The organism is Microbacterium sp. IEGM 1404 (assembly GCF_030056775.1).
Classification (GTDB): domain Bacteria; phylum Actinomycetota; class Actinomycetes; order Actinomycetales; family Microbacteriaceae; genus Microbacterium.
This window is the reverse complement of the sequence record NZ_JASHKP010000001.1, coordinates 110,422-136,250: the sequence shown is the minus strand read 5'-3', so window position 1 is coordinate 136,250 and position 25,829 is coordinate 110,422. Positions and strand designations below refer to the sequence as shown.

At 71.1% G+C, this 25,829-nt stretch carries 23 protein-coding genes, 1 tRNA gene and 1 pseudogene; 16 read left to right on the top strand and 9 right to left on the bottom strand.

The window, feature by feature from the left end:
- Positions 1-70: 70 nt before the first annotated feature.
- Together QM517_RS00670 and QM517_RS00665 are read right to left on the bottom strand one after the other, a co-directional pair.
- Positions 71-1,369: a M1 family metallopeptidase gene (locus QM517_RS00670; protein WP_283284430.1), complete on the bottom strand. Its 1,299-nt coding sequence runs from the start codon at positions 1,367-1,369 to the stop codon at positions 71-73.
- Complete coding sequence (locus tag QM517_RS00665; RefSeq protein ID WP_283284428.1) at positions 1,366-5,304, bottom strand: Pls/PosA family non-ribosomal peptide synthetase; 3,939 nt, start codon at positions 5,302-5,304, stop codon at positions 1,366-1,368. Before QM517_RS00665 ends, QM517_RS00670 begins: the two co-directional genes overlap by 4 nt.
- Before the next feature lie 158 nt (positions 5,305-5,462).
- On the opposite strand from QM517_RS00665, the gene QM517_RS00660 reads away from it, so the two are divergent.
- The 4 genes from QM517_RS00660 to pstB all read left to right on the top strand — a co-directional run bounded on the left by QM517_RS00660 (position 5,463) and on the right by pstB (position 9,644).
- Complete coding sequence (locus tag QM517_RS00660; protein WP_077052093.1) at positions 5,463-6,584, top strand: phosphate ABC transporter substrate-binding protein PstS; 1,122 nt, start codon at positions 5,463-5,465, stop codon at positions 6,582-6,584.
- Positions 6,585-6,746: 162 nt separating this feature from the next.
- On the top strand, positions 6,747-7,748 hold the full coding sequence (gene pstC / locus QM517_RS00655) for a phosphate ABC transporter permease subunit PstC (protein ID WP_077052094.1): 1,002 nt from the start codon (positions 6,747-6,749) through the stop codon (positions 7,746-7,748).
- Positions 7,745-8,848 carry a phosphate ABC transporter permease PstA gene (pstA, locus tag QM517_RS00650; protein WP_283284425.1) on the top strand — a complete coding sequence of 368 codons (1,104 nt, stop codon included), beginning with the start codon at positions 7,745-7,747 and terminating at the stop codon, positions 8,846-8,848. The genes pstC and pstA overlap by 4 nt, the downstream gene beginning before the upstream one ends.
- A 16-nt stretch (positions 8,849-8,864) precedes the next feature.
- Positions 8,865-9,644, top strand: a complete 780-nt coding sequence (pstB, locus tag QM517_RS00645) for a phosphate ABC transporter ATP-binding protein PstB (RefSeq protein ID WP_077052096.1) — start codon at positions 8,865-8,867, stop codon at positions 9,642-9,644.
- A gap of 57 nt (positions 9,645-9,701) precedes the next feature.
- On the opposite strand, the gene QM517_RS00640 is transcribed toward pstB, so the two are convergent.
- The 4 genes from QM517_RS00640 to sigK all read right to left on the bottom strand — a co-directional run bounded on the left by QM517_RS00640 (position 9,702) and on the right by sigK (position 12,954).
- Positions 9,702-10,586, bottom strand: a complete 885-nt coding sequence (locus QM517_RS00640; protein ID WP_283284423.1) for an aminodeoxychorismate lyase — start codon at positions 10,584-10,586, stop codon at positions 9,702-9,704.
- 271 nt (positions 10,587-10,857) lie between these two features.
- On the bottom strand, positions 10,858-11,496 hold the full coding sequence (locus QM517_RS00635; RefSeq protein ID WP_283284421.1) for a DNA-directed RNA polymerase subunit beta: 639 nt from the start codon (positions 11,494-11,496) through the stop codon (positions 10,858-10,860).
- Between the two features lie 52 nt (positions 11,497-11,548).
- Positions 11,549-12,355: an anti-sigma factor gene (locus QM517_RS00630; protein WP_283284419.1), complete on the bottom strand. Its 807-nt coding sequence runs from the start codon at positions 12,353-12,355 to the stop codon at positions 11,549-11,551.
- A complete protein-coding gene (sigK, locus tag QM517_RS00625) occupies positions 12,352-12,954 on the bottom strand; it encodes an ECF RNA polymerase sigma factor SigK (RefSeq protein ID WP_175627645.1) in 603 nt (200 codons plus the stop codon). The genes QM517_RS00630 and sigK overlap by 4 nt, the downstream gene beginning before the upstream one ends.
- 323 nt (positions 12,955-13,277) lie before the next feature.
- On the opposite strand from sigK, the gene QM517_RS00620 reads away from it, so the two are divergent.
- Complete coding sequence (locus tag QM517_RS00620) at positions 13,278-13,946, top strand: fasciclin domain-containing protein (protein ID WP_077052100.1); 669 nt, start codon at positions 13,278-13,280, stop codon at positions 13,944-13,946.
- A gap of 93 nt (positions 13,947-14,039) precedes the next feature.
- Here QM517_RS00620 and QM517_RS00615 read toward each other — a convergent pair whose 3' ends face one another.
- The gene (locus QM517_RS00615) at positions 14,040-15,089 is read right to left on the bottom strand and encodes an ABC transporter substrate-binding protein (protein ID WP_283284415.1); all 1,050 of its coding nucleotides are present in this window, start codon (positions 15,087-15,089) and stop codon (positions 14,040-14,042) included.
- Positions 15,090-15,112: 23 nt separating this feature from the next.
- Between QM517_RS00615 and QM517_RS00610 the strand changes: the two genes are divergently transcribed.
- The 7 genes from QM517_RS00610 to panB all read left to right on the top strand — a co-directional run bounded on the left by QM517_RS00610 (position 15,113) and on the right by panB (position 20,990).
- A complete protein-coding gene (locus QM517_RS00610; protein WP_283284413.1) occupies positions 15,113-16,162 on the top strand; it encodes a FecCD family ABC transporter permease in 1,050 nt (349 codons plus the stop codon).
- On the top strand, positions 16,159-17,166 hold the full coding sequence (locus tag QM517_RS00605; protein ID WP_283284411.1) for a FecCD family ABC transporter permease: 1,008 nt from the start codon (positions 16,159-16,161) through the stop codon (positions 17,164-17,166). The genes QM517_RS00610 and QM517_RS00605 overlap by 4 nt, the downstream gene beginning before the upstream one ends.
- 85 nt (positions 17,167-17,251) lie before the next feature.
- Positions 17,252-17,327: transfer RNA gene (locus tag QM517_RS00600), tRNA-Lys, on the top strand.
- 54 nt (positions 17,328-17,381) lie between these two features.
- The gene (rhuM, locus tag QM517_RS00595; RefSeq protein ID WP_283284409.1) at positions 17,382-18,392 is read left to right on the top strand and encodes a RhuM family protein; all 1,011 of its coding nucleotides are present in this window, start codon (positions 17,382-17,384) and stop codon (positions 18,390-18,392) included.
- Positions 18,393-18,523: 131 nt separating this feature from the next.
- A complete protein-coding gene (locus QM517_RS00590) occupies positions 18,524-19,243 on the top strand; it encodes a DUF2520 domain-containing protein (RefSeq protein WP_283284407.1) in 720 nt (239 codons plus the stop codon).
- Positions 19,240-20,130: a pantoate--beta-alanine ligase gene (gene panC, locus QM517_RS00585; RefSeq protein WP_283284406.1), complete on the top strand. Its 891-nt coding sequence runs from the start codon at positions 19,240-19,242 to the stop codon at positions 20,128-20,130. The genes QM517_RS00590 and panC overlap by 4 nt, the downstream gene beginning before the upstream one ends.
- The gene (gene panB, locus QM517_RS00580) at positions 20,127-20,990 is read left to right on the top strand and encodes a 3-methyl-2-oxobutanoate hydroxymethyltransferase (protein WP_283284404.1); all 864 of its coding nucleotides are present in this window, start codon (positions 20,127-20,129) and stop codon (positions 20,988-20,990) included. The genes panC and panB overlap by 4 nt, the downstream gene beginning before the upstream one ends.
- Before the next feature lie 51 nt (positions 20,991-21,041).
- Here panB and QM517_RS18770 read toward each other — a convergent pair.
- Positions 21,042-21,407 (bottom strand): annotated as a pseudogene (locus QM517_RS18770) (VOC family protein); the annotation flags it as partial.
- A 186-nt stretch (positions 21,408-21,593) separates the two neighbouring features.
- Between QM517_RS18770 and QM517_RS00570 the strand changes: the two are divergent.
- From QM517_RS00570 to QM517_RS00555, 4 genes are read left to right on the top strand one after another with little or no spacing between them, the layout of a single operon-like run.
- Positions 21,594-22,580 carry a dioxygenase family protein gene (locus QM517_RS00570; protein ID WP_283284402.1) on the top strand — a complete coding sequence of 329 codons (987 nt, stop codon included), beginning with the start codon at positions 21,594-21,596 and terminating at the stop codon, positions 22,578-22,580.
- Between the two features lie 28 nt (positions 22,581-22,608).
- On the top strand, positions 22,609-22,848 hold the full coding sequence (locus QM517_RS00565; protein ID WP_283284400.1) for a twin-arginine translocase TatA/TatE family subunit: 240 nt from the start codon (positions 22,609-22,611) through the stop codon (positions 22,846-22,848).
- Complete coding sequence (gene tatC / locus QM517_RS00560) at positions 22,845-23,612, top strand: twin-arginine translocase subunit TatC (protein WP_283284398.1); 768 nt, start codon at positions 22,845-22,847, stop codon at positions 23,610-23,612. Before QM517_RS00565 ends, tatC begins: the two co-directional genes overlap by 4 nt.
- A gap of 4 nt (positions 23,613-23,616) precedes the next feature.
- On the top strand, positions 23,617-24,219 hold the full coding sequence (locus tag QM517_RS00555; protein ID WP_283284395.1) for a preprotein translocase: 603 nt from the start codon (positions 23,617-23,619) through the stop codon (positions 24,217-24,219).
- 150 nt (positions 24,220-24,369) lie between these two features.
- Here the strand turns inward: QM517_RS00555 and QM517_RS00550 are convergent, their stop codons facing one another.
- Entirely contained in the window at positions 24,370-25,758 is a 1,389-nt protein-coding gene (locus tag QM517_RS00550) for a glycosyltransferase (RefSeq protein WP_283284393.1), read from the bottom strand.
- Between the last annotated feature and the right edge of the window lie 71 nt (positions 25,759-25,829).

Here is a 25,829-nt window from a genome sequence, read left to right as displayed (position 1 = left end):
CGCACGATCTCCGCGCCCCGGCATCCCGCCCGACGCACCGAACGCGAATCGTTGAGGATGCGCCGCGGCGTCAGCGGAACGGGGGCAGCTCGACGCGATCGATCCAGCGCGACAGCAGGTCGACGGCCTCCGCTCCCCCCGCCGCGAGCACGGCGGCGCGGAAGTCGTCGGTGCCGACGAGGGCGTGGCGGTGGGCGGCCGTCCACGCGCGGACGAGGTCGAAGAACCGGCCGTCGCCCAGACTCCGCCGCAGGGCGTGGAGGGCGAGCGCGCCGCGCTTGTACACACGGTCGTCGAACATGTCGTCGGGGCCGGGGTCGGTCAGCAGCAGATCCTGCGGCTTCGCGGCCAGACGGGCGTAGTGACCGCGCGCGCAATCGTCGGCCGAACGGCCACCGGATGCCTCGGACCACAGCCACTCGGAGTAACAGGCGAAGCCCTCGTTGAGCCAGATGTCGCTCCAGCGGGCGATCCCGACGCTGTTCCCGAACCACTGGTGCGCGAGCTCGTGCGCGATGAGGCGCTGCGCCGCGGGCACGAGGTGGTTCATGCCGAACACGGCGAGTCCCTGCGCCTCGAGGGGGATCTCCAGCTCATCGGCCGTGACGACGAGCGCGCAGGCCTCCTGCGGATAGGGCCCGAACAGTCGGTCGAAGACCCGCAGCATCTCGGGCACGGGAGCGAAGGCGCGGTCCGCGGCGGCCGTGAGCGCCGGCGGCGCGGTGACGGTCACCGCGGGGACGCCCGCAACACCGGACCCCGCGAGGACGCCGCTGCGGTAGCGGCCCACGTGGACGGCCGCGAGGTAGGTGGCGGTCGGCACATCGGACGTGAACGTCGTCGTCACCCGTCCCGCGCGGCGGCTCGCCGCGCCCGGCACTCCGGTGGCGGCGACCGCGTAGCCGTCGTCGACGGTGATCCGCATCGTCATTCGAGCCCGGTCATCGGGGCGATCGTTGCACGGGAACCAGGTGGGGGCGCCGATCGGCTGGCCTGCCACGAGGGCCCCGTCGGTGAGCTCCTCCCAGCCGACAGCCCCCCAGCGCGAGCGCCGAGGGCCGGGAGCACCCGCGTAGGCCACCTCGACCTCGAAGGTCTCCCCCGCCGCGATGGGCCGGGGCGCCGCCACCCGCAGCTTGCCCGCCGCGGCCGAGAACCGCGCGGGCGCGCCACCGACGCGGACGCGCGCCGCGCGGAGCCCGACGAGATCGAGGACCACGGTCGTCAGGTCATCGGCGGCGACGGCCGCGATCACAGCCGTCCCCTGGAGGCGGTTCGTGCGGACGCGGTAGTCGAGGGTGAGGTCGTACGAAGCCACGTCGTAGCCGGCGTCGCCGCTCTGCGGGGCGTACGGGTCGACGCCGCTCACGTGGTCGACTGGTACGCGCGCACCTTCACCGCGCGCCAGGGGCCGATGGGGTTGCCGCTCCACCGCGAGCCGACCGGGACGGTCTCGCCCCGCATCACGAGCGAGGCGGGGCCGACGGTCGCGTGCGCCCCGAGCGTCGATGCGGGCAGCACCACGCTGTGCGGCCCGAGGGTCGCACCGGGTTCGAGCTCGACGGTGTCCATACTCATGATTCGATCATGGAAAAGGTGGGTCTGGACGACGCACCCGCGGTTGACGGTCGATGCGTCGCCGAGAGTGACCAGATCGGGCTCGGGCAGCCAGTAGCTCTCGCACCACACACCGCGTCCGATGCGGGCGCCCAGGCTCCGCAACCAGATCGCGAGCGCCGGGGTGCCGGCGGCGGCGCGGGCGAACCACGGCGCCGCGACCATCTCGGTGAACGTGTCCGACACCTCGGTGCGCCAGACGAAGCTCGACCACAGCGGCTGCTCCCCCGCCCGGATGACGCCGACGATCGCCCACTTCGCCGCGGTGGACACCGCCGCGGCGACCGCGCCGGCGAGCAGCAGCACGAGCCCGGAGAGCAGCAGCGTCCACACGGGCCCCGTCGTCTCCCACAGCCCGGCGAGAGCGAACAGCACGCCGAGCCCGATCGCGCAGGTCACGACCACGGGGACGAAACGGCCCAGCTCCCAGAGCGTGCGCGCCAGACGCAGCCCCGGGCCGGGGTTGTACGTGCGGGACTCGTCACCGGTGGCCGAGAGACGCCGCAGCCGCACGGCGGGCGAGCCGAGCCACGACGAGCCGGGCTTGGCCTTCAGCGGTGCCGCCGACAGCACGGCGACGAGACCGTCGCGCGGCACGCGGTGACCGGGCGCCGCCATGCCGGAGTTGCCGAGGAACGCCCGCTTGCCGATGCGCACCGACCCCACGCGCAGCCAGCCGGCGCGGAGTTCGTACGACGCCACCATCGTGTCGTCGGCGAGGAACGCGCCGTCCTCGATGCGCGCCATCGTCGGCAGGAGAAGGACCGTGGATGCCTCCACGTCCCGGCCCACGCGGGCGCCCAGCATCCGCAGCCAGACGGGGGTGAAGAGGCTCGAGTAGAGGGGGAAGAGGATCGTGCGCGCCGAGTCCAGCAGCCGCTCGATCGTCCACGCCTGCCACGCGACGCGGCTGCGCACGGGGAACGTGCCCTCGACGAGACCGATCGAGAACAGCCGGACGAGCAGGACGACGGATGCCGCGAACACCAGGCCGGTGACGGCGACACCGGGCACCAGCCACGCGAAGGCGGCCCCTGCCGCGGCGGCGAGGGATTCGGCATCCCGCATGCCCTGTGCGACGACGAGTCCCCCGACCGCGAACGACAGCAGCGGGAGAAGCGCGAGGAGCAGGGCGGAGGACGCATACGCCCACAGCCAGCGCGTGGGAGCGGGCGGCCGCTCGGTGGGCCAGCCCTTCGCGGTGCCCCCGACGCGGACGGCCGGAGAGCCGGCCCAGGACTGGTCGGCCTTCACACGCCCGAACACCGCGGATCCCGGCGCGATCTCCGCCCGTCGCCCGATGCGGGTGCCCGGGGCCAGGGTGGAGCGCGCACCGACCGTGGCCTCGCTCCCGATCCGCACCTCGCCGATGCGCACGAGGTCTCCGTCGATCCAGTAGCCGGTGAGGTCGACCTCGGGTTCGATCGAGGCGCCGTCGCCGACCACGAGCATGCCGGTCACCGGGGGCAGCGCGTGGAGGTCGACGTTGCGACCGATCCGGGCCCCCAGGGCACGGGCGTAGTACGACACCCACGGTGCGCCGGCGAGCCCGACGGCATCCACCTGGGCGGCGATCTGCTCGGCCAGCCACAGCCGCACGTGCACGCCGCCGCCGCGGGGGTAGTCGCCGGGGCGGACCCCGGCCAGGAGCAGCCGGGCCGAGGCGACGGCGATCGCCATGCGGCCGAACGGCGTGGCGAACACGACGAGCCCGACCAGGAGCACGGGCCAGGGCACGGACGGCATCACCTCGAAGCCCGGGACGAGCTGGAGGATCGCCGACGCGGTGAGGAGGTACAGCAGCCACCGCACCCCCGAGAGGATGAAGAGCGGCGCGCCGAGGAGCGTCTGCACCCACTGCGTCGCACGGGGCGTCGGCGTCGGCCGGTGGAACGCCACCGGAGCGTCGTCCGTGAGCTGCGGACCGAGGGCCTTGGCCATCGCCCCGAGGCGGGGCACGTCATAGATGTCGGCGACCGAGAACTCCGGCACGCGCGTGCGGATGCGCGAGACCAGCTGCGCCGCCGACAGGGAGCCCCCGCCGAGGTCGAAGAAGTCGGCTTTGCGCTCGGTGACGGGCAGTCCGAGCACCGCCTGCCACTGCTCGGCGAGCCAGATCTCGTCGGTCGAGAAGTCGGTCGCGGCGGGGGCGTCGACGCCCGGGAGCGGCCACGGCAGTGCCGCCCGGTCGACCTTGCCGGACGTGCGGACGGGCAACTCGTCGACGACCCCGAGCAACGGGATCGTCGCGGCGGGCAGACGTTCGGCGAGCGCGGCACGCGCGGCGGCGCGGTCCAGCTCCGCACCCTCCTCCATCACGAGGTAGCCGACGAGGATCGGCACCCCGGCCTCGGTCGTGCGCACCGCGACGGTCGCGGCGTGCACCTGCGGCAGGTCCTGCAGCGCCGATTCCACCTCGCCCAGCTCGATACGGCGCCCGCCGACCTTCACCTGATCGTCGGCGCGGCCCTGGAAGACGAGCCCCGCGCTCTCGAAGCGGACGAGGTCGCCCGAGCGGTAGGCCCGCTCCCACCCGAGGGTCGGCATCGGCGCGTACTTCTCGGCATCCTTCGCCGGATCCAGGTAGCGCGCGAGGCCCACGCCCCCGATGATCAGTTCGCCGACCTCTCCCTCGGCGACGGGCTGCCCCTCGGCGTCGACGACGGCGAGCGCCCACCCGTCGAGCGGGAGGCCGATGCGCACCGGCAGGGTTCCGTCCAGCGGCGCGGCGCACGCGACGACCGTGGCCTCGGTGGGACCGTACGTGTTCCAGACCTCACGGCCCTCGGCGACGAGGCGGGCCGAGAGCTCGGGCGGGCAGGCTTCGCCGCCGAAGATCAGCAGGCGCACGTTCTCGATCGAGTCCGCCGGCCACATCGCCGCGAGGGTGGGCACGGTGGAGACGACGGAGATGCCCTGACGCAGCAGCCAGGGTGCGAGGTCCTCGCCCGAGCGCACGAGCGAGCGCGGCGCGGGGACGAGGCAGGCGCCGTGCCCCCACGCCAGCCACATCTCCTCGCAGGACGCGTCGAAGGCGACCGAGAGACCGGCGAGCACGCGGTCGCCCGGGCCGAGGGGGTCGCCCTGCAGGAACAGGCGCGCCTCGGCCTCGACGAACGCCGCGGCCGAACGATGCGTGACGGCCACGCCCTTGGGCACCCCGGTCGAGCCCGACGTGAAGATGATCCACGCGTCGTCGTCGACCGTCGGCGGCGCGACGATCGGGACGGCGTTGGTGCTGGGGTGCGGTGCATCCCCGTCGTACAGACGCACGAGCGCGTCGCCGGCTGCGACGAATTCGCCGTCGGCGGCGATGATGCCTCTCACCCCTGCCTCGCCGAACACGAGACGGGCGCGCTCATCGGGGTCGTCGGCATCCACCGGCACGTAGGCGGCGCCCGCCGCCATCACGGCGAGGATCGAGACGTACAGCTCCTTCGAGCCCGACGGCATCCGGACGCCGACCCGGTCGCCCCGGCGCACACCGGCCTCGTGCAGCGACGCCGCGGTACGCCAGACGCGCGCGAGCAGCTCGCGGTAGCTGAGGGCACCCGAGCCGTCGTCGATGGCGGAGGCCTCTGGATGCCGTGCGGCCACCTCTGCCAGGATGTCGATCAGCGTGCGCGGCGATGCGGCGGCACTCGTACGGTCGAGCAGCTCTTGGCCGGAAAACGCGGGGGTCGTCACGGGGATGAAGCGTACACACGCCAGGAAAACACCCCGGAACGGCCGCACCGGTTCACCTTCCGTTCACCCGTGCAACGCACTTTGGTAAGAGTCGGTGTTTAGCGTGCGGGAGAACCCTGCACCGGGTTCGTGTCCCCGACATGCGAAGGATTCACATAGTGAAGCTCTCCCGACTCGCCCAGCTGGGCACCGTGGCCGCCGTGGCCTCTCTCGCCCTCGCCGGTTGCTCCTCCAGCACCGGCGGCACCACGGAGTCCTCCCCCTCCGCCACCTCCTCCGACGTGGCGTTCACGATCGACCCCAACCTCGCCGGCACCATCACCGCCGGTGGATCCAGCGCCCAGGCCAACGCCCAGGCCGCGTGGACCAGCGCCTACAACGCCACCGCCAAGGGTGTGACGATCAACTACGACAAGTCGCAGGGCTCCGGTGGCGGTGTCACCAACTTCCTCAGCGGCGCGTACGACTTCGCGGGCTCCGACTCGCCCCTCAACGCCGACCAGACCACGCAGTCGCAGGCCCTCTGCACCGACGGTGGCGTGAACATCCCGATCTACCTCGACGGTGTCGCGATCATCTTCAACATCCCCGGCGTGACCGAGCTCAAGCTCAGCGGCGAGACCATCGCGAAGATCTTCGCGCTGCAGATCACCGACTGGTCCGACCCGGCCATCACCGCCGACAACGGCACGGCCCTCGCCGCCGGTCCCATCACGACCGTCGCGCGTTCGGACGGCTCGGGCACGACCCAGAACTTCACCAACTACCTCGCCGCGACGCAGTCGTCGGTCTGGACCTCGCCCGCGGGCAAGGACTGGCCGATCGAGGGCAACGTGTCGAAGCAGAAGGGTGGCTCGGGTGTCGTCGAGGCCGTCAAGGCGGGCTCCGGCACCATCGGCTACGCCGACCACTCAGCCGTGGGCGACCTGAAGTCGGTTGCGATCGTCGTCGACGGCACCGCGATCCCCTTCAGCCCCGAGGCCGTCACGGCGACCTTCGAGGCCGCGGCCGTCGACGCCGACAACGGCGTGGCCGGTGACCTGTCGAAGAAGTTCGACTACACCAAGCTGACCGCCGAGACCTACCCGATCCCGCTGGTCTCGTACGCCATCACCTGCACCGAGTTCAAGGACACCAAGCAGGCCGAACTCGTGAAGTCGTACCTCGGCTTCATCACCAGCTCGCTCGGCCAGCAGGTCGCCGCGAAGAACGCCGGTTCGGCACCGCTCCCCGAGTCGGTCCTCGCGGACGCCGCGAAGACGCTCGAGGCGATCAAGTAAACATCTCTCGGATCCGAACCGGTCCGCACCTCGGTGCGGGCCGGTTCGGGCTGATCAGAAGCGTCGACGTGCGCGTCGACGCTTCCGCTGAGCCCGATCATCCTCAGAGAGAATCCCGACCCGAGGAGCACACCATGACCATTGCCGAGAACGAGGTCAGCCGTGGCTGACACCGTCTCTGCTCCCCCGGCCGGGGACCGTTCCACGATCGTCGGCAAGCGCCGCGCGGGAGACACCGTCTTCCTCGGCCTGTCGATGACGGCCTCGATCTCGATCATGATCATCCTCGCGGGTGTCGCGATCTTCCTGATCATCAAGGGCCTTCCCGCGATCACCGGAGACTGGTCGCAGGGCGACCTCGCCGGCTACCAGAACGGCTCCTGGACGAACTTCTGGGAGTACGTCGGCCCGCTGCTGTGGGGAAGCATCTGGGCGGCGCTCATCGCCATGGTGCTCGGCACCCCGGTGGCGATCGGCATCGCGCTGTTCATCTCGCACTACGCCCCGCGGCGGATCGCCGGAGCGCTCGGCTACATCGTCGACCTGCTCGCTGCCGTCCCCTCGATCGTCTTCGGCCTGTGGGGCATCATCGTGATGCGCCCGCTGCTCATCCCGCTGGGCGAGTTCCTGAACACCTACTTCGGGTGGATCCCGCTGTTCGCCGGCTCGCCGTCGAGCACCGGGTCGACGCTCCTCACCGGTTCCGTGGTGCTCGCGGTGATGATCCTCCCGATCGTCACCTCGATCACGCGCGAGATCTTCCTGCAGACCCCGCGCCTCCACGAGGAGGCGGCCCTGGCCCTCGGCGCCACCCGCTGGGAGATGATCCGCCTGTCGGTCTTCCCCTACGCGCGCAGCGGCATGGTCTCGGCCACGCTCCTCGGCCTCGGCCGCGCCCTCGGCGAGACGATGGCCATCGCGCTCATCATCTCGCCCAGCCTGATCTACTCGGTGCTGATCCTCACCGACGGGTACAACTCGCAGACGATCGCCGCCAACATCGCGCTGAACTTCCCGATCGCGACCGACCTGCAGCGCTCGGCGCTCATCGGCACCGGTCTGATGCTGTTCGTCGTGTCGCTCGCGGTGAACATCCTGGCCCGCTACATCATCAGCGCGACCGGCCCGGGGGCGAAGGGTCGCAAGAAGGGGAAGCGCTCGTGACCACCACCAAGGCCCCGTCCGCCGCCTCGCCGGCGTCGACGCCCCTCTCGCTCACCAGCGGACAGCTCCCCCGCTACGTCGAGCCGGCGATGCTCGTCGGCGTCGCGGTGCTGGTCGCCGGCGTGCAGTTCCTCATCGGCGGCTTCCACCTGCCGAGCTGGCTGATCCTCACCGCGCTGCTGTACCTGGTCGCGATCGCCATCGGTTCCTCGATCGTCGAGAGCCGCCGCAAGGCCGTCGACCGCGTCGTCCGCGGCCTCGTCACGGCCGCCTTCCTCCTCGCCGTGGCGCCGCTCATCTCGACGCTGTGGACCGTGGTGTCCAAGGGCCTCGCGGTCGTGAACTGGAACTTCATCACCCAGACCGGCGGCAGCGCCTTCGACCCCGACACGCTCGCGGTCGTCGCAACTCCCGGCGCCCTCCAGGCGATCGTCGGAACGCTCATCATCACCGGCATCGCGGCACTGATCTCGGTGCCGATCGGTGTGCTCGCGGCCGTCTACCTCGTCGAGTACGCCCTGCCGACCAACCCGCTGCGCCGCACCATCACGTTCCTCGTCGACGTCATGACCGGCATCCCCTCGATCGTCGCCGGTCTGTTCGCGTTCTCGTTCTTCGCGCTGATCGTCGGACCGAAGGCCTTCTCCGGGTTCTCGGCATCCATCGCCCTGTGCGTGCTGATGATCCCGATCGTCATCCGCTCCACCGAGGAGATGCTGCGCCTGGTCCCCGCCGACCTCCGCGAAGCCTCGCTCGCCCTGGGCGTGCCGCGCTCGGCGACGATCATCAAGGTGGTCCTCCGGACTGCGGCGAGCGGCATCATCACCGGTGTCGTGCTGGCCGTGGCCCGCGTCGTCGGCGAGACCGCGCCGATCTTCATCGCCGCCAGCTTCACCGACAACTTCAACTCCAACCCGTTCGACGGTCCGATGCAGACCCTCCCCGTCATGGCGTACACCGCGTACAGCTTCCCGGGGCAGGACATCGACGCCTCCCAGGCCCAGGCCTGGGGAGCGGCGTTCCTGCTCGTCGTCCTCGTCGTCATCTTCAACCTGATCGCCCGCATCGTGGCTTCGGTGTTCGCACCGAAGTCGCGTTGACCCCAGGAAGGTATCCGTGTCCAAGCGCATCGAGGTCGAAGACCTCAACGTCTACTACAGCGACTTCCTCGCGGTCGAAGGCGTCTCCATCGACATCCAGCCCCGCACCGTCACGGCCTTCATCGGCCCGTCCGGCTGCGGCAAGTCCACCTTCCTCCGCACGCTGAACCGCATGCACGAGGTCATCCCCGGGGGTCACGTCAAGGGCCGCGTGCTGGTGGACGGCGACGACCTCTACGGTCCCGGCGTCGACCCCGTGCTCGTGCGTCGTCACGTCGGCATGGTGTTCCAGCGCCCCAACCCGTTCCCGACGATGTCGATCCGCGAGAACGTCCTGGCCGGCGCGAAGCTCAACAACAAGCGCCTCTCCAAGAGCGACGGCGACGCGCTCGTCGAGAAGTCGCTGCAGGGCGCGAACCTGTGGAACGAGGTCAAGGACCGTCTCGACAAGCCGGGCGGTGGCCTCTCCGGCGGTCAGCAGCAGCGTCTGTGCATCGCCCGCGCGATCGCCGTCTCGCCCGACGTCCTGCTGATGGACGAGCCGTGCTCCGCGCTCGACCCGATCTCGACCTTCGCGATCGAGGAGCTCATCTCCGAGCTGAAGAACCAGTACACGATCGTCATCGTGACGCACAACATGCAGCAGGCGTCCCGCGTGAGCGACAAGACGGCGTTCTTCAACATCGCCGGCACCGGTAAGCCGGGCAAGCTCATCGAGTACAACGACACCTCGGCGATCTTCACCGCCCCCACGGTCCAGGCGACCGAGGACTACGTGTCGGGACGCTTCGGGTAAGCACCCGCTCCCCCGCGCGATGGCCCCGCTCCGGCGGGGCCATCGTCGTCTCCGCGCTCAGTCGCGCGGCGAGAGCAGGTAGGCGTTGAGCTCGTCGGTGACGGCGTGGTCGACGGCTCTCGCTTCACCGTCGACCGCGGAGATCGGCGCGGCGAGCCGGACGCTGGACAGCAGCCACGCGGCATCCGCTCGCCCGAGATCCGACACCGGCACCGTCTCGTACGCGGTCTCGAAGCCGCGCTGCTCGAGGTGGGCGAAGAGGCTCAGCTGCGTCGTTCCGTGCAGAATGCCGGCGTTCGGTGCGGGGGTGACGAACCGGTCGCCGAAGCGGAGGACGATGGATGCCGTGGGCGCCTCCAGCACGAACCCGTCGCTGGTGACGAACACCGCGTCATCCGCTCCGCGCCTCTTCGCCTCGCGGATGGCGGCCATGTTCACCGCGTACGACAGCGTCTTGGCGCCCAGGAGCAGCCACGGCGCCCGGGCGGGGACGTCGAGCGCATAGCCGCGGTCGAGCGTCGCGATCCGCACGCCCTCCGTGCGCGAGCGCGCGTTGTCGGGCGCGTCGGCGAGGGTGAGCCACGCGGTGGGTGCGGGGCCGTGCTCGACGCCCCGGCTGAGGATCAGCTTGATCACGCTCTCGCCCGCGGGCGCCTCGGCGGCCGCCCGGTCGATGGCGGCGCGCCACTGGTCGAGGTTCGGCTCCGGAAGGTCGCAGAGCCCCGCCGAGTGCGCCAGTCGCGCGAGGTGGGGACCGACTTCCTGCGGGTGGCCGTCGACCACGCCGAGGGACTCGAAGACCCCGTCGCCGCGCTGCGCGCTGAGGTCGCCGACGCGCAGGGCGGGGCCGTCCGGATCGATCACCGCGAGCGTGTCGGAGAAGTCGTCTCGCCGGATGTCGGATGCCACGGGGTCGATCACGAGAGCGAAACGCCAAGCCATGGATCGACCCTATGCCCTCGTATCGACACGCCCGGGTCGCGTCAACCGCCCGGTCGGAGGGAATGCTCCGGGCGCGCTCTTGTTACACTTCCATAGCCGGGCCGCAGTAACCCCGGGCTCCATCTTCTGCCGCTATGAGCGGCCTTGCGCCGAGAGGCGTTCTGCGGCCCGGCACTTTCTTTTCCCGGGCGTCGCCCGAGATCGCCGAGTGTCCAGGACATGCCGGAGAGGTCTCCCCCGCGGCGGCGTGTCCCGGACACTCGGCGGCGCGTCAGGTCAGCGCGTCACGGCGCCACAGAGCGGCGGCGGCCGCAAGATCGTCGGCGTAGGTCGACAGACGCAACGCCCGCGTGGTCAGCGCCGTCGCCCGCTCGGACTCGGTGTTCTCGTAGTCGTCGGCGAGGTGGGTGGCGCCCGTCGCCTGCACTCGGCAGAAGGCCGCTGCCCGCTCGAGAGCGACGGCGAAGTCGCCCTCGAAGAGCCCGCGCAGGATCGTGTCGATGAGCTGCACCAGCTCCTCGGGCCCGGCGGGGGCGGGCGCGCCGACGACGACCGGGTCGACCGTCGCCATCTCCACGCGGCCGCGCTCGAAGAGCAGCGCGGCGGTGGCGGCGTCGTCGTGGATCATGAGCTGCAGCAGGTACAGCCGCCACAACGCGCCGGGGAGTGACCGGGCGGGCGAGCGCGACCACAGCTCGGCGATGTCGTCGATGCCGTGGTCGTCGGTGAACGCCACAAGACGCTCGACGACATCGACCGTCGGGTCGGCGCGCACGCGCGACAGCAGGGCCTGGGCGGTGCTGTGCGCGACGCGGGAGACCTCGGCCGGGTCGTCGGCCGCGAACAGCCGGTCGAACAGCTCAGCCGGGCGCCGGACGGGTTTGTGGAATTCGCGAGGGGAATCGCTCATCGTTCCAGGCTAGAGCGTGAGCGCCGAGCCCCGGGCCGGAGCGATCGTCCGTTCAGGCCGTGGCCACCGCGACGACGGGTGCCGAACTCGGCGTTCCGTCGGGCGATCCGCCGGCAGGTTCCACGGTGACGGCGATGACATCGCCCGAGTGGAACTCGCCCTGCAGGACCGCGGTCGCCTTGCCGTCGGCATCCGTCGAGAAGATCCCGGCGGCGATGGCCGTGTCATCTCGCACGAACCACAGTTCGTACGTCTTGTCGCTCGGCAGAGCCGACATCTTGTCGGTCACGAGGACGCTCTGCCCCGTGGATGCCGACCAGTGCGCCGTCACGACGGCACCGTCGGGCATCGTCGCCGTCGCGGACTGCGCGTCGGGGGCCGTGGTGACCTGCTCGAGCGCCACCAGCGGTGCCGGTCGAGTGAGCTGCTGGCCGATCGTGACGGCTCCGAAGCCGAGCACGAGGACGGCGACGATCGACGCGGCGAGCGTGAACCAGCGACGCAGCCCCCAGCCGGATCCGCCCGAGGATCCGACGGCCACGGCTTCGAGCTCCGGCTCGACCGGGGCGGGACCCGCGGCGGCGTAGTCCTCGAGGTCGGCTGAGTTGCGCTCCGGCTCGGACGCGCCGACCTGCGGGAGGTCGGTGATCCGCGCCAGCAGTGAGGCGCGGACGGATGCCGGCGGTTCGACCGGCGCGACGGTGTCGGCGATCGCGGCGACCGCGTCGGCGGCATCCCGAACGTGGGAGGACCAGTGCGGGTTGCCCGCGAGAGCCTCCTGGTACGCGCGTTCATCTGCTTCGGAGAGCGCGTTCAGCGCGTGACCGGCAGCGAGGTCGGCGAAATCCCTCTCGTTCACTTGTCCACCCCCATCTCGATTCTCAAGCGCGACAGTCCGTCGCGCATCCTGGTCTTGACCGTGCCGAGCGGCGCCCCGACGAGGGTAGCGATCTCACTTTGGCTGTACCCACCGAAATAGGCCAGCGTGAGCGCTTCTCTCTGGGCTTCGGGAAGCGTCGCGAGTGCATCGACGACGCGCCGCCCTTCGATCTTGAGTTCTACTTTCTCAGAGACATCGTCGTATGCGACGTCCAGATCCCGGAAGCCCGCGCGCACATCCCGATCGACACTCGACTGCGACGACCGCACGCGGTCGACAGCCCGTCGATGAGCGATCGTGAGAACCCACGAACGTCCTTGACCTTTGTTCGGAGTGAAGCGCGCGGCGGATTGCCAGATTTCCAGAAACACCTCCTGGAGCACTTCTTCGCTCTGCGACCGGTCGACGAGCACCCGCAGGATGAGACCGAACGCGCGAGCCGACAGGGTGTCGTACAGCTCGGCGAACGCGGTGCGGTCGCCCGTGGCGACCTTCTGCAGCAATTCTCCGACGTGGTCGACGTGGTCCGCCCCATCCTCGGGGAGAGAGAAACCGTCGATCACCATGCACTCCAGCATGCCGCACGCGCCGAGGACTTCCCTTCCTCGCGCGCGCGTGGCGCGCATGAGGTACGCAACCGTGACCCTTCCCTGCCCCACCAGTGCTCCCACGACCGGCAGGCGGCATCCCAGAAAATATTCCGGATAATATTTATAGGCGTTTGACCTGGGCTTTATTGCCATTTTGCGGGCCGATTCGACCCCGGCTCGCAACAATCCGCAATCCGATCGGAAGGGGGTCCCGAAGACCCTGTGTACGCCGCAACACGGCGAACCGCCCCCCGCACCGGGGTGTCCTAAACGGGTCGCAGCCGCGGTCCGAACGATTTCGGAGGAATGTCATGCTGAAGAACAAGAAGCCTGTCGTCGCCGGTCTCGCCCTCGTCCTGGGTTCGGCCTTCGCTCTCACCGCATGTTCGGGTGGCTCCACCACCGCCGGCGGAACCACCGAGGAGTCCACCGCTCCTTCCATGGCCGCGTCGCCCTCGGCGTCGTCGAGCATGATGGACCCGGCCGCCAACCTCGTGGGCCCCGGTTGCGCCGACTACGCCGCCGCCGTTCCCTCGGGCGCCGGTTCGGTCGAGGGCATGGCCGCTGACCCGGTCGCCGTCGCCGCCTCGAACAACCCGCTCCTGAAGACCCTCACCGCTTCGGTCAGCGGCCAGCTCAACCCCAACGTGAACCTGGTCGACACCCTCAACGGTGGCGAGTTCACGGTCTTCGCTCCGGTCGACGACGCGTTCGCGAAGATCGACTCCGCGACCATCGACACCCTGAAGACCGACTCCGACCTCCTGACCAAGATCCTCACGTACCACGTGGTCCCCGGCCAGATCGCTCCGGACGCGATCGACGGCACGCACACCACGGTCGAGGGCCAGGACGTCACCGTCTCGGGCTCGGGCGACTCGATCAAGGTCAACGACGCCAACGTCATCTGCGGTGGCGTGCAGACGGCCAACGCCACCGTGTACCTCATCGACTCGGTGCTGATGCCCCCGGCCATGTGATCTCACATGTCCGGACCGATCACTGACTGATCGGACCTGACGGCGAGCGCCGGACCCCAGGCGAGGGGGTCCGGCGCTCGCTCTTTTTCGCGTTCAGTCGCCGATCACGCGCACGATCTCGTCCTGGACGAGCCGGGCGGCGGTGGGACCGGCGTTCATGAACCACGGGTCGAAGTCGACCGTCGTCGTGCGGCCGTCGGCGACCGCGCTCAGCGTCGACCACAGCGGGGCGGACTCGATGAACGCCACCCCCTGACCGGTTCCCGCATAGAAGACGTGGTCGGCGTCGGCGAGGTCGAGCTGCTCGGCACTGACGTCCTGCGAGGTTTCGTCGAACCGCTGGGATTCCGGTCGAGCGAGGCCGAGGTCCTCCGCGAGACCGCCCGCGAAGGACGGGACGCCCATGATGCGCGTGCGGTCGCCGGTGGACTGGAGGAACGACACCGTCGGCGCCTCCGCCGGAAGCGTCTGAGCGAAGGCGGCGCTGTCGGACTGCAGGGCGTCGAGATCGGCGCGAGCGTCGCCCTCCTGGCCGAGTGCGTCGGCGATGAGGAGGAAGTCGCTCTTCCAGTTCACACCGTTGCCCTTCGTGACCACCGTCGGCGCGATGGCCGACAGAGCATCGAAGATCTCGGTACCCCGCGTGGAGTTGACGAGGATGAGGTCGGGGGCGGCCTGGGCGATCGCCTCGAGGTCGGGTTCGGTCCGCTCCCCGATGTCGGCCATCGCGTCGAGCTGCGCCGCATCGGCGGCGAAGGCATCGCGCAGGTACTGCGGCACCAGTCCACTGTTCTCCGCACGCGTCGCGGCCACGGGGACCTCGCCGAGGGTGAGGACGGCATCCAGTTGCCCGGTCGAGACGACGGCGATCCGCGTGGGGGCGGCGGGGATCTCGGTCGTTCCTGCGAAGTGCGTCACCGTGCGGGGGAAGACACCGTCGGCCTCGCTCGACCCCATGCCCGGCTCGAGGTCGCGCGCCACGACCCACTCGCCGGTGGACCCGGCCTCCGCGTCGGGGAGGGTGGGGGCGGGAGCGGCGGAGGCGCAGCCGGCGAGCGCGATGAGCACGCCGACGGTTGCGGCGGCCGAGGCCAGCCGACCTCGGGAACGTGAGCGGGGAGACGGGAAACGAAGGGATGCCATGCAGTTAGGTTAGCCTTAGCTATATGCCACTGAATGACGTGGGAGCTCCTCCCGCGGCGACGCTCGTCGCTGCCCGGCGGCAGCGACGGCACGTGCGCACGGTGGTCGCGACGCTGGCGATCCTGGTGCTGCTCGCGGTGGTGGTGATCGCCAGCCTGGCCGTCGGCTCCCGCCCGCTCGCGTTCCCCGACGTCATCGCCGCCCTCTTCTCGGAGCGACGGGATGCCACGGGCGTCATCGTCCACGACCTCCGACTCCCCCGCACCCTCACGGCGCTGCTCGTCGGCTCTGCGCTCGGCGTCGCCGGTGTGCTGATCCAGGCGGCGACGCGGAACCCGCTGGCCGATCCGGGCCTCCTCGGGGTGAACGCGGGCGCCGCCGTCGGCGTCGTCGTGGCGATCGCCTTCTTCGGCGTCGGCACCGCGAGCGGGTACGTGTGGTTCGCCTTCGTCGGCGCGGGCGCCGCGGCCACGGCGGTGTACCTCGCGGCACGCCCGAGCGGGCGCTCCGGCACGGTGGGGCTGGTCCTGGCCGGGATCGCGCTGAGCGCGTGTCTCAGCGCCGTCGTGCGCATCATCACGCTCGCCGACGACGACACGTTCGACTCGTTCCGCTTCTGGGCCGTGGGGTCGTTCGAGCGCCGCGATCCCGGCGTCGCGCTGCAGCTCCTCCCCCTCGCGGTCGTCGGCCTCGTGCTGGCGGTCGCCGTCGCGCGCGGTCTCGACCAGCTGCGTCTGGGCGCCGACGTGGCACGTTCACTGGGGGTCTCGCCCGCGCTGGTGCTGGTGGCATCCGGTGCCGCGATCACGCTGCTGTGCGCCGTCGCAACCTCGGCCGCCGGCCCGCTCGCCTTCATCGGTCTGCTCGTGGCGCACGTCGTCCGCCGGGTGGGGCCGGCCGACCTGCGGGCCCAGCTCCCCCTCGCCGCCCTGGCCGGCGCGACGCTCACCCTCGCGAGCGACGTGATCGGACGCGTGATCGCGATCCCCGCCGAGGTCGAGGCCGGAATCGTCGCCGCGTTCCTCGGCGCGCCCCTCCTGCTGTGGCTCGTGCTGCGGAAGAAGACGTCGTGACCTCCGCCGTGCACCGCGGAGGGTACCGCCGTCGCGTCCGTTACGGGGTCGCGGTCGCGCTCACGCTCGTTGTGGGTGTGGCCGCTGCGGTCGTCGGCATGCTGACCGGCTCGTTCCAGGCGTCGCCGGCCGAGGTGGCATCCGCTCTGCAGGGAAACGGAGATGCGCGCACGACGCTGGTCGTCCTGGGCATGCGGATGCCGCGCATCGCGGCCGCGCTGCTGATCGGGGCGGCGCTGGGGCTGGCGGGGGCGGTGTTCCAGACGCTCGCGCGGAACCCGCTCGCGAGCCCCGACATCGTGGGATTCAGCGCCGGGTCGGCCACGGGCGCGCTGATCGGCCTGACCCTCATCGCGCCGACCGCCTCGCCCGCGCCCGGCGCGTGGATCGGCGGACTGCTGACCGTCGCGGTCGTGATGCTCATCGCGCGGAGCGCGGGGGTGTCGAAGGAACGCACGATCCTGGCGGGCATCGCCCTCGCGATCCTCCTGTCCGCGGTGAACGACTACCTCCTCACCCGCGCGCCGCTCGAAATCGCCCGCAACGCGAGCCAGTGGCTCTACGGAAGTCTCGCCGCCACCTCCGGGGCCGATGTCGTCACGCTCGCCGTCTCGGTCGGCGTGCTCGCTGTCGGCATCGCGGTGGTGCACCGCGATTTCCGCGCGATCGAGCTCGGCGACGACACCGCGCGGGCGCTGGGTGTGCGGCTCGGGCGCGTCCGCCTGTTCCTCATCGTCGTCGCCGCGCTCCTCACGGGCACCGCGACCGCCGTCGCCGGCCCGATCGGGTTCGTGGCCCTCGCCGCCCCACAGCTCGCGCGTCGGGTGACCGGGTCGAGCGGCATCCCGCTTCTCGCATCGGCCGTGACCGGTGCGACCGTGCTGCTCGTCGCCGACGTGATCGCGCAGCGCGCGCTGGCCCCGCTGCAGATCCCGGTGGGGCTCCTCACCGGCGTGGTGGGCGGGGCGTACCTGTTCTGGGTCGTGGCGCGCGGGCGGCGGTGACCGGGGTTCCCTGCGCGAGGCGCATCCCGGTTGGTGCTGCGCGCGGACGCGGGCACCCCGCGACCGCCGGTAGGGTGGATGCCACGGGCCTCTAGCTCAGTCGGTAGAGCATCGGACTTTTAATCCGCGGGTCGTGGGTTCGAGCCCCACGGGGCCCACCACGTCAGCGTTCCCCCGGTCTTCACCCTGACGACGCCGAGGCGAACCGTCCGGACATGTCGCGCGATGCCGGGCAGGATGAAGCCATGCAGGAGCAGGGAGCACCCAGCGTCATCCAGCCTCAGCCATCGGGAGAGGTCCTTCTCTACCAGCGTGGCGACGGTGCGCCAGCCCTCGATGTCCGGCTGGACACCGACACGGTCTGGCTGAGCCAGCAGCAGATCGCGGAGCTTTTCCACACCACCCGCGAGAACATCACCATGCACTTGCGGCATGTCTACGACCAGGGCGAACTCGACCGCGAAGCAACCAGTAAGGATTTCTTACAGGTTCGCGTCGAAGGCGCACGATCGGTCCGTCGGAGCGTCACGCACTACAACCTCGACGCGATCCTCTCGGTCGGATATCGCGTCAAGAGCGCCACGGCTACCCAGTTCCGCATCTGGGCCACCGGACAGCTCCGCGACTACCTGGTGCGCGGTTACGTCGTCAACACGGAGCGCCTCGAACAACTCGGCACGATCGTGCAGATCCTCGGCCGGTCCACGGACGAACTCGTGTCCGGAGTCGCCGATGTGCTCCGCGGTTATCTGCCCGGGCTGACGCTCCTTCGTGACTACGACGAAGGACGCATCCACTCACAACCCTCGGTCGTGCCGGGGTGGGAACTCACCCACGGAGAAGCACGCAGCGTGATCGATCAGCTTCGACGGGAGTTCCCCGAAGACACTCTGTTCGGAAGAGAACGGGGCGACGGACTCGCGGCGATCGTGTCGGCGCTGTACCAGACGTTCGCGGGCCAGGAGCTATATCCCACGGTCGAGGAGAAGGCTGCCCACCTGCTCTATCTCCTCGTGAAGGACCATCCGCTCTCCGACGGCAACAAGCGCACCGCAGCCGCCCTGTTCGTCACCTTCCTTGCCCGGAACGGCATCCTCGACAACGTCGATGGCACCCTGCGCGTGTCCAACAACGCGCTGGCCGCCACCACGCTGCTCGTAGCCATGAGTGACCCGAAGGAGAAGGACATCATGATCTCGCTGCTGGTCAAGATGGTCGCGGGCTGAGCCCTCCGGCGCCTCGCCGCCGCCTCCCCACCCCCGCCGCGATACCCTGGAATCCGGCGCAGCCGCCCGTGCGGGCACCGCCCCACATTATGAAGACCTCCTCGCTCTCCGTCCTCCGGCATGATGCCCCGGTGCTCGTCGTCGGCGACGGCCGCATGGGCCGCGCACTCGCGACCGCGCTCTCGGACGCGGGCGTGCCTGTGGTCGGCCCCGCGGGCCGCGGCGAGAACGGCGCGGATGCCGGTGTCGTGCTCCTCGCGGTCCCGGATGCCGCGATCGCCGAGGCGGCGCGAGCCCTCGCGCCCGGCCGGTTGGTCGGGCACCTGTCGGGCGCGCTCGACCTGTCGGTGCTCGCGCCGCACGAGGCGTTCGGCATCCATCCGCTCATGACCGTCACGGGCGCCGGGGCGTCCTTCGCGGGGGTGACCGCCGCCCTCGCGGGAACGACCCCGCGTGCGCACGCGATCGCCGCAGCGCTTGCGGGCGTGCTCGGGATGACCGGTGTCACGGTCCGCGACGAGGATCGCGCGGCGTATCACGCGGCCGCGTCGATCGCGGCGAACTTCCTCGTCACGCTCGAGGGCATGGCGGAAGACCTCGCCGCCACCGCCGGCGTCGATCGTGAGGCCCTCGTACCGCTCGTGCGCGCGGCCGTCGAGAACTGGGCCGAGCGGGGAGCGGCATCCGCCCTCACCGGGCCCGTCTCGCGCGGCGACGCCGCCACGGTCGACCGGCAGCGGGCCGCGATCGCCGAGCGACTCCCCGATCGCCTCGCGCTCTTCGACGCGCTCGTCGAGGCCACGCAAGACCTGGCCGCGACACAGCGCGCCGGAATCACGGCGACCCCGTGAGCCCCCGGATCGTTCGCACGGTCGCCGAACTGCGCGCCGTGCTCGCCCCGCGCCGCGCCGACGGTGTCGGCTTCGTTCCCACCATGGGGGCCCTGCACGAGGGGCACCTGTCTCTGCTGCGCGCCGCGCGCGACACCAACGGCACCGTGGTCCTCTCGATCTTCGTCAACCCGACGCAGTTCGGCGAAGCCGCCGACCTGAACGCCTACCCGCGCACCGAGGCGGCGGACGTCGCCCTCGCCGCGGAGGCGGGCGTCGACGTGGTCTTCGCACCGTCCGTCGCCGAGATGTATCCGAGCGGTTTCGCCACGACGGTCTCAGTCGGCGGCGCCATCACCGGCACGCTCGAGGGCGCGGAACGGGGGCGCTCGCACTTCGACGGCGTCGCCACCGTCGTCGCCAAGCTCCTCCTCGCCGTCCAGCCCGACCGCGCCTACTTCGGGGCGAAGGACGCCCAGCAGGTCGTCGTCGTCCGCCGGATGGTGGCGGACCTCGGCATCCCGGTCGAGATCGTCACGCGGCCCACCTCCCGCGATGCGGACGGGCTCGCGCGCTCCAGCCGCAACACGCGTCTCTCGCCCGACGACCGCGCGATCGCGGCGGCGATCCCGCGGGCGCTCCGGGCGGCGCAGGATGCCTTCGCCGACGGCATCCGGGATCCTCATGTCCTCACCTCGACCGTGCGCGCCGAACTCGACGGTCTCGACGCCGAGTACGTCGAGATCGTGGATGCCGACAGCCTCGACCCGATCGATGAGATCGAGCGCCCCGCGCTTCTCGCGCTGGCGGTGCGCGTGGGCCAGGTGCGGCTCATCGACAACGTGGTGCTCGCACCGGGCGTCGACGATCGCATCGCCCTCAGCACCGCCGAAAGGAGTCACGCATGACGGGTCCGAAGGTCACGCTGCGACGGCTCCGCGAGCTCGCCGACGCGGGAACGCCGATCGTCATGGTCACCGCCTACGACTTCGTGTCGGGGCGCGTCGCCGAACGCGCGGGCGTCGACATGGTGCTCGTCGGCGACTCCGGCGCCCAGGTCGTGCTCGGTCTCCCCGACACGACATCGGTGACGCTCGACGAGATGCTGATGCTCGCCAAGGCCGTCCGCCGGGGCGTGCAGACCCCGCTCATCGTGTGCGACCTCCCCTTCGGCAGCACCGAGCTGAGCGATGAGCAGGCGGTCGCGACGTCGGTGCGCTTCGTGCAGGAGGCCGGCGCCGACGCGGTCAAGCTCGAGGGCGCGAACCCCGCCCGGCTCTCGCGGCTCCGGGCGATCGTGGATGCCGGCATCCCCGTGGTCGGCCACGTCGGCCTCACGCCCCAGACGGCCACGGCCCTCGGCGGTCTCCGCGCCCAGGGTCGCACCGCCGACGACGCCATCCGCGTGGCGCGCGATGCGTTCGCCGTTCAGGATGCCGGAGCGTTCGCGGTCGTCATCGAAGCCGTGCCCGCCGACGTCGTGGACGAGATCCGCCGGGCGCTGCGCATCCCGGTCATCGGCATCGGGGCGGGCTCCGCCGACGGACAGGTGCTCGTGCAGCACGACCTCCTCGGGATCACCGAGGGGCGCGCGCCGGTGTTCGTGAAGCGGTATGCCGCCGTCGGCGACGCGATGGTCGAGGCCGTCGAGGCGTACGCCCGCGAAGTGCGCGAGGGCGCCTTCCCCGCCGCCGAGCATGTGTACCCGGCATCCGCCGTGGTCGCGGAGGCGGTGCGCGCGTTCGTGGACGGCTCGGGCCGCGGCTAGCTGCCGGTCTTCGCCCACCCGTCGGGCGCCGCGATGTTGAACACCCCAGGGGTCGACGAGCTCACCGTAGAAGTCGCCCCAGACCTGCTTCTCCAACGGTTGGACGACCTCGGAACCGCGCTCGACGAACCGCTCGTAGAAACCGGCCACGCGGTCGGTCTCGTCGCTCATGAACGCCGCCTGAGCTCGTCCCTTCCCCCAGCCTTCGGCCGGTTCGGCGAAGGCATCCGCTCCCATCACCGTGAACCCCTCGGCGCGGAGCTCGGAGTGCATCACCCCTTCGGCGGGGGCGTCGGTCATGCCGAAGTCGGCGAACGTCGCGATCGTCAGCTCGCCCCCGAAGACCGACTGGTAGAAGGTCATCGCCTCTCGGGCGTGACCGTCGAACGAGAGGTAGACGACGAGCGACGTGGGCATGGCGGCATCCTTCGGGAGAGAGCGACGGTGAGGCCCACGGTAGACCGGGCGTCCCGCGCGCGGAAGGGCGCCCGTCGACGCGGCGACCGAACGCACATAGGAAGCGCATAGGCGCGATGAGGATGCCATGAGTGTCCGCCCCCGATGCTGAGGTCGTCCCCGAAACGACCGGCATCAGGAGCAACCATGACCCGCATCCCCGAACCCGACCAGACCCCCCTCGGCCCCGCCTACGAGGGCCGACTTCTCGACCGACCCGACGACGAGGTCGTCGACCAGGGCGCGTCCTTCGACATGCGCACCCTCGTCAGCCGCCGGAACGTCCTCGGCATCGTCGGACTCGGCGCCGGCGCGGTCGCGCTGGCCGCGTGCGCGCCGCAGACCGCGGCATCCACCGCGACGGCCACGGCCACCGCCACCCCGTCCGCCACGGCGACGCCCACCGCCTCGGCGACTCCGACGGCGACCGCGGCCGCCGCGGCGTACGCGTCCGAGGAGATCCCGCAGGAGACGAACGGCCCCTACCCCGCCGACGGCACCAACGGCGTCGACGTGCTGAACCAGTCCGGCATCGTCCGCAGCGACATCCGCTCGAGCCTCGACGGCGGAGCGACCGCCGAGGGCGTGCCCCTGACGTTCACCTTCACGCTCAGCGACCTGGCGAACGGCAACGCCGCGTACGCGGGCGCCGCGGTGTACGTGTGGCACTGCGACGCGGACGGCCTGTACTCGATGTACTCCGACGCGGTCATCGACGAGACCTACCTCCGTGGCATCCAGGTGGCCGACGCGCAGGGCCAGGTGACCTTCACCACCATCGTCCCCGGGTGCTACTCCGGGCGGTGGACGCACATCCACTTCGAGGTGTACCCGGATGCCGCCTCGGCGACGAACGTGTCGAACCAGATCGCGACCTCGCAGGTGGCGTTCCCGCAGGACATGCTCGACGCGGTCTACGCCCTCGACACCTACCCCGGCTCGGCGCGCAACCTCGCCCAGATCGGCAGCCTCTCCAACGACAACGTCTTCTCCGACGGGTGGGACCTCGAGATGGGCACCTTTACCGGCGACCCCGCGACCGGTTACGTCGGCACCCTCGCGGTCGCGGTCGATGCGACGACCGAGGCCAGCGTGTCCTCGCCCGGCGGCGGCGGCGGCGGATCCCGTCCCTGATACCTCCCCACCCAGAAAAGAGAACCCCATGTTGCAGAACCTCACGGGCTGGCACGCCCTCCTCATCCTCGCCGTCGTCGTGCTGATCTTCGGCGCTGCGAAGCTCCCCGCCCTCGCCCGTAGCGTCGGCCAGTCGATGCGCATCCTCAAGCAGGAATCCGAGGCCGACCGCTCGCCCGCGGCGGAGACGACCGCCGTCACGACGGTCGCCGACGCCGCACCGCGCACGGCCGAGGCCGACGCCGTTCCGCAGAGGTCCGGCGCATGAGCGCCGCCACCGTCGCCGCACGGGCGGTGATGCCGCTCGCCGGACACGCGCGCGAGGCCCGCGTCCGCTCGATGCGCGCGGCGGTGGCACTCGTGGTCGGCATCATCGCCGGCTACGCCCTGTCGGGCGGCATCCTGGAGATCCTGCGCGACCCCATCGAGCAGATCGCGCTGGCCCGGAACGCGAGCCTCAACTACGACAGCGTCTCCGCCGCGTTCGACCTCAAGGTGAAGATCGCCGTCGTCGCGGGCATCATCCTGTCGAGTCCGGTCTGGCTGTACGAGCTGTTCGCCTTCGTCTCCCCCGGCCTCACGCCCCGCGAGAGGCGGATGACGGCCGGCTACACGACCGCCGCGATCGTCCTGTTCGCCGGCGGGTGCGCTCTGGGATTCACGATCTTCCCGCACGTCGTGGAAGTGCTGACGAGCTTCTCCTCCGACCAGGACAGTTCGATCCTGAACGCGAGCACCTACGTCGACTTCGTGGTGAAGCTCGTCGCGGCGACGGGCGTGGCCTTCGTCCTGCCCGTCTTCGTCGTGCTGCTCAACGCCGTGGGTCTGGTCTCGTCCTCGACCATCCGACGCCATTGGCGTGTCGTCGTCGTCGCCATCGTCCTGTTCAGCGCGCTGGTGACGCCCGCGGCCGACGTCCTGTCCATGTTCCTGGTGGCCGCGCCCATGTCGGCGCTGTTCGCCGCCGCCCTCGTGATCACGCACCTCGCCGACCGTCGACGTGCGCGTCGCGACGCCCTCGACCGGAGATGACCCCATGTTCGGAATGAGCCTCGAGAAGCTCGTCCTTGTGATGCTGATCGCCGCCGTGCTGATCGGCCCGACCCGTCTGCCCGACTACGCGCGTCGCCTCTCGGCGTTCACCCGCTCGGCCCGCGGACGCTGGGATGCCGCGACCACGCAGTTCGAGCAGGAGACCGGCCTCACGCGCGACCAGTGGAACCCCGACGAGTGGCGCCGCTACGACCCGCGCGAGATCGTGCGCAGCGCGCTGCGAGACGCCCCCGCCGAGATCGATCCCCCGACACCGGTTGCCGAGACCCCGCGTCCCGCGGCCGCAGCCGACGAGAGCGTGAGCGCGGCGGCATCCGACGCCCCCACGCCCGCCGATCCGTGGGCCGAGGTGCTCTCGGCACCCGAGACGCTCGCGCGGATCCGCCCCGGACAGCGGTTCATCGTGGTCGGCAGCTCCGCCCACCCCACGCGGATCGCGCTCGACGCCCTCCCCGAGCTGCACCCCGCACGGCTGGCCGCCGCGGTGGTCGACCCGGAGGAGCCGGAGCTTCCGGCGGCCCCCGCCGCCGACGCGGAGCGGAACGACACCGCGGAGAAGACAGCTTCCGTCGGCGTCGCCGCCTGAGCCGATCGGCGCCGGACCGCTATGCGGATCGGCGCCGATCGGCTTCGGCCTGGGCGGGGTCGTCGAGGCCCGTCCGCCGCCGACGTCATCGGGCAGCAGCGCGGCGAGCGACGCTGCCCGAGCGGCGTCGACCCGAGAGTCGGCCGCCGGTCAGGAGTCGGCGAGAGCGCAGAGCCGTGTCGCCGGCTCCGCGAGGGTCGCCTCGAGCTCTCGGCGCAGCTGTGCCCCCACCGTCTCGGGGATGAACCGCGCGGCGGACCGACGCGCCCGCTCCGACGTCCGCGTCCAGCGGGCATCGTCGTCGAGGAGCGACACCACGGCCGCGGCGATCCCGGCGACGTCTCCAGCCGGGACGAGGATCCCGCCGTCGCCGATCACCTCGGCCGGCCCGTAGCGCACGTCGGTCGACACGACCGGCACACCCGCGGACAGCGCCTCGACGATCGCGAGCCCCTGTCCTTCGAACGCGCTGGTCGACAGGAACACGCGCGCCTTCGCCATCGCCGCGCGCACATCGTCGTCGTGACCGCGCAGACGGATCGCCTCGTCCAACCCGCGTTCGCGGATCATCGCGCGGAGGTGTTCGCGCAACGGGCCGTCGCCGTACACCTCCAGACGGGCGCCCGGTCGCGATCGCACGACCTCCTCCCAGGCGCGGACGGCGAGGTCGACGCGCTTCTGTTCCACCAGCCGGCACGCCATGACCACCACGTCGTCATGCCGCCGCGACGGGACCCGGCGCGTACGGCGCGGCAGGATCGCCGAGGGCACCGTGGCGAAGTGCACCCGGTGCGGGAATCGCCCGTCGACCTCGCGCGCCTGGGCTCGGGTGGGCCAGAGCACCAGGTCGAAACCGTCGAGCGCGTCCAGCCATCGTCGCCATCCCTCGTCGCGTACGGGCGCCGCGGCGTCGAACGGGTGGGCGAGGTGGGAGTTGTGGACGGTGTGGACGATGCGCACCCGAGGGTCGCGCCACCGATCCAGCGTCTCTCCGACCTGCCGGGACTCGCAGATCACGACCAGGCGACGCTCGGCGTCGCCCGCCGCGCTGCGCAGGCCGTCGGCCACGTGCGAGAGCCATGCGACGTACAACGCCGCGAAGCCGGGGAGGACCCGGTCGCCCGCTCCCCCGTGCACCACCACGTTCGCCTCGGACAGGTGCCAGGCCGCGTCGGCGATGACCGGCAGCGACACGATGAGCGCACCGCGGTCGTCGCGGACCTCGCGGTAGGCCACGCCCGGCGTCCGTCCACCGGGGAGGGCCCGGGCGCGCAGCCAGCTCGGATCCCGAACCGCCTCGTCGAAGAGATTGCGCATCGTGAAGGATCCCGCCGGCACCCCGTGCGCGTGCGCGTACGCGACGGCGCGCTCGCGGTCGCCCGACGAACCGACGTCCAGGGTGAGGAGCAGGGGATGCCGCGCGCCCGCGCTGCGCAGGGTGAGCAGCCGCGAGAGCACCGCCACCGCGTAGCCCCCGTCGCGCTCGGGCGCGAATCGGCTGGTGAGTACCACTGCGTCGGCGTCGAGCTGTCCGGTCATGGCGGTCTCCTGGGGGTCGGGGGAACGGACTCCGACGGTACGGATCGGGCACTCTCCCCCGGCTAAGCGAT

Excerpts from the sequence above, each read along its gene's own strand:
- rhuM (WP_283284409.1), top strand. The coding sequence starts at position 17,382 with ATGTCGCGCGATGCCGGGCAGGATGAAGCCATGCAGGAGCAGGGAGCA.
- QM517_RS00610 (WP_283284413.1), top strand. The coding sequence starts at position 15,113 with ATGCCACTGAATGACGTGGGAGCTCCTCCCGCGGCGACGCTCGTCGCT.
- tatC (WP_283284398.1), top strand. The coding sequence starts at position 22,845 with ATGAGCGCCGCCACCGTCGCCGCACGGGCGGTGATGCCGCTCGCCGGA.
- QM517_RS00570 (WP_283284402.1), top strand. The coding sequence starts at position 21,594 with ATGACCCGCATCCCCGAACCCGACCAGACCCCCCTCGGCCCCGCCTAC.
- panB (WP_283284404.1), top strand. The coding sequence starts at position 20,127 with ATGACGGGTCCGAAGGTCACGCTGCGACGGCTCCGCGAGCTCGCCGAC.
- QM517_RS00555 (WP_283284395.1), top strand. The coding sequence starts at position 23,617 with ATGTTCGGAATGAGCCTCGAGAAGCTCGTCCTTGTGATGCTGATCGCC.
- QM517_RS00635 (WP_283284421.1), bottom strand. The coding sequence starts at position 11,496 with ATGAGCGATTCCCCTCGCGAATTCCACAAACCCGTCCGGCGCCCGGCT.
- sigK (WP_175627645.1), bottom strand. The coding sequence starts at position 12,954 with ATGCTGGAGTGCATGGTGATCGACGGTTTCTCTCTCCCCGAGGATGGG.
- QM517_RS00615 (WP_283284415.1), bottom strand. The coding sequence starts at position 15,089 with ATGGCATCCCTTCGTTTCCCGTCTCCCCGCTCACGTTCCCGAGGTCGG.
- QM517_RS00565 (WP_283284400.1), top strand. The coding sequence starts at position 22,609 with ATGTTGCAGAACCTCACGGGCTGGCACGCCCTCCTCATCCTCGCCGTC.
- QM517_RS00640 (WP_283284423.1), bottom strand. The coding sequence starts at position 10,586 with ATGGCTTGGCGTTTCGCTCTCGTGATCGACCCCGTGGCATCCGACATC.
- QM517_RS00620 (WP_077052100.1), top strand. The coding sequence starts at position 13,278 with ATGCTGAAGAACAAGAAGCCTGTCGTCGCCGGTCTCGCCCTCGTCCTG.
- QM517_RS00550 (WP_283284393.1), bottom strand. The coding sequence starts at position 25,758 with ATGACCGGACAGCTCGACGCCGACGCAGTGGTACTCACCAGCCGATTC.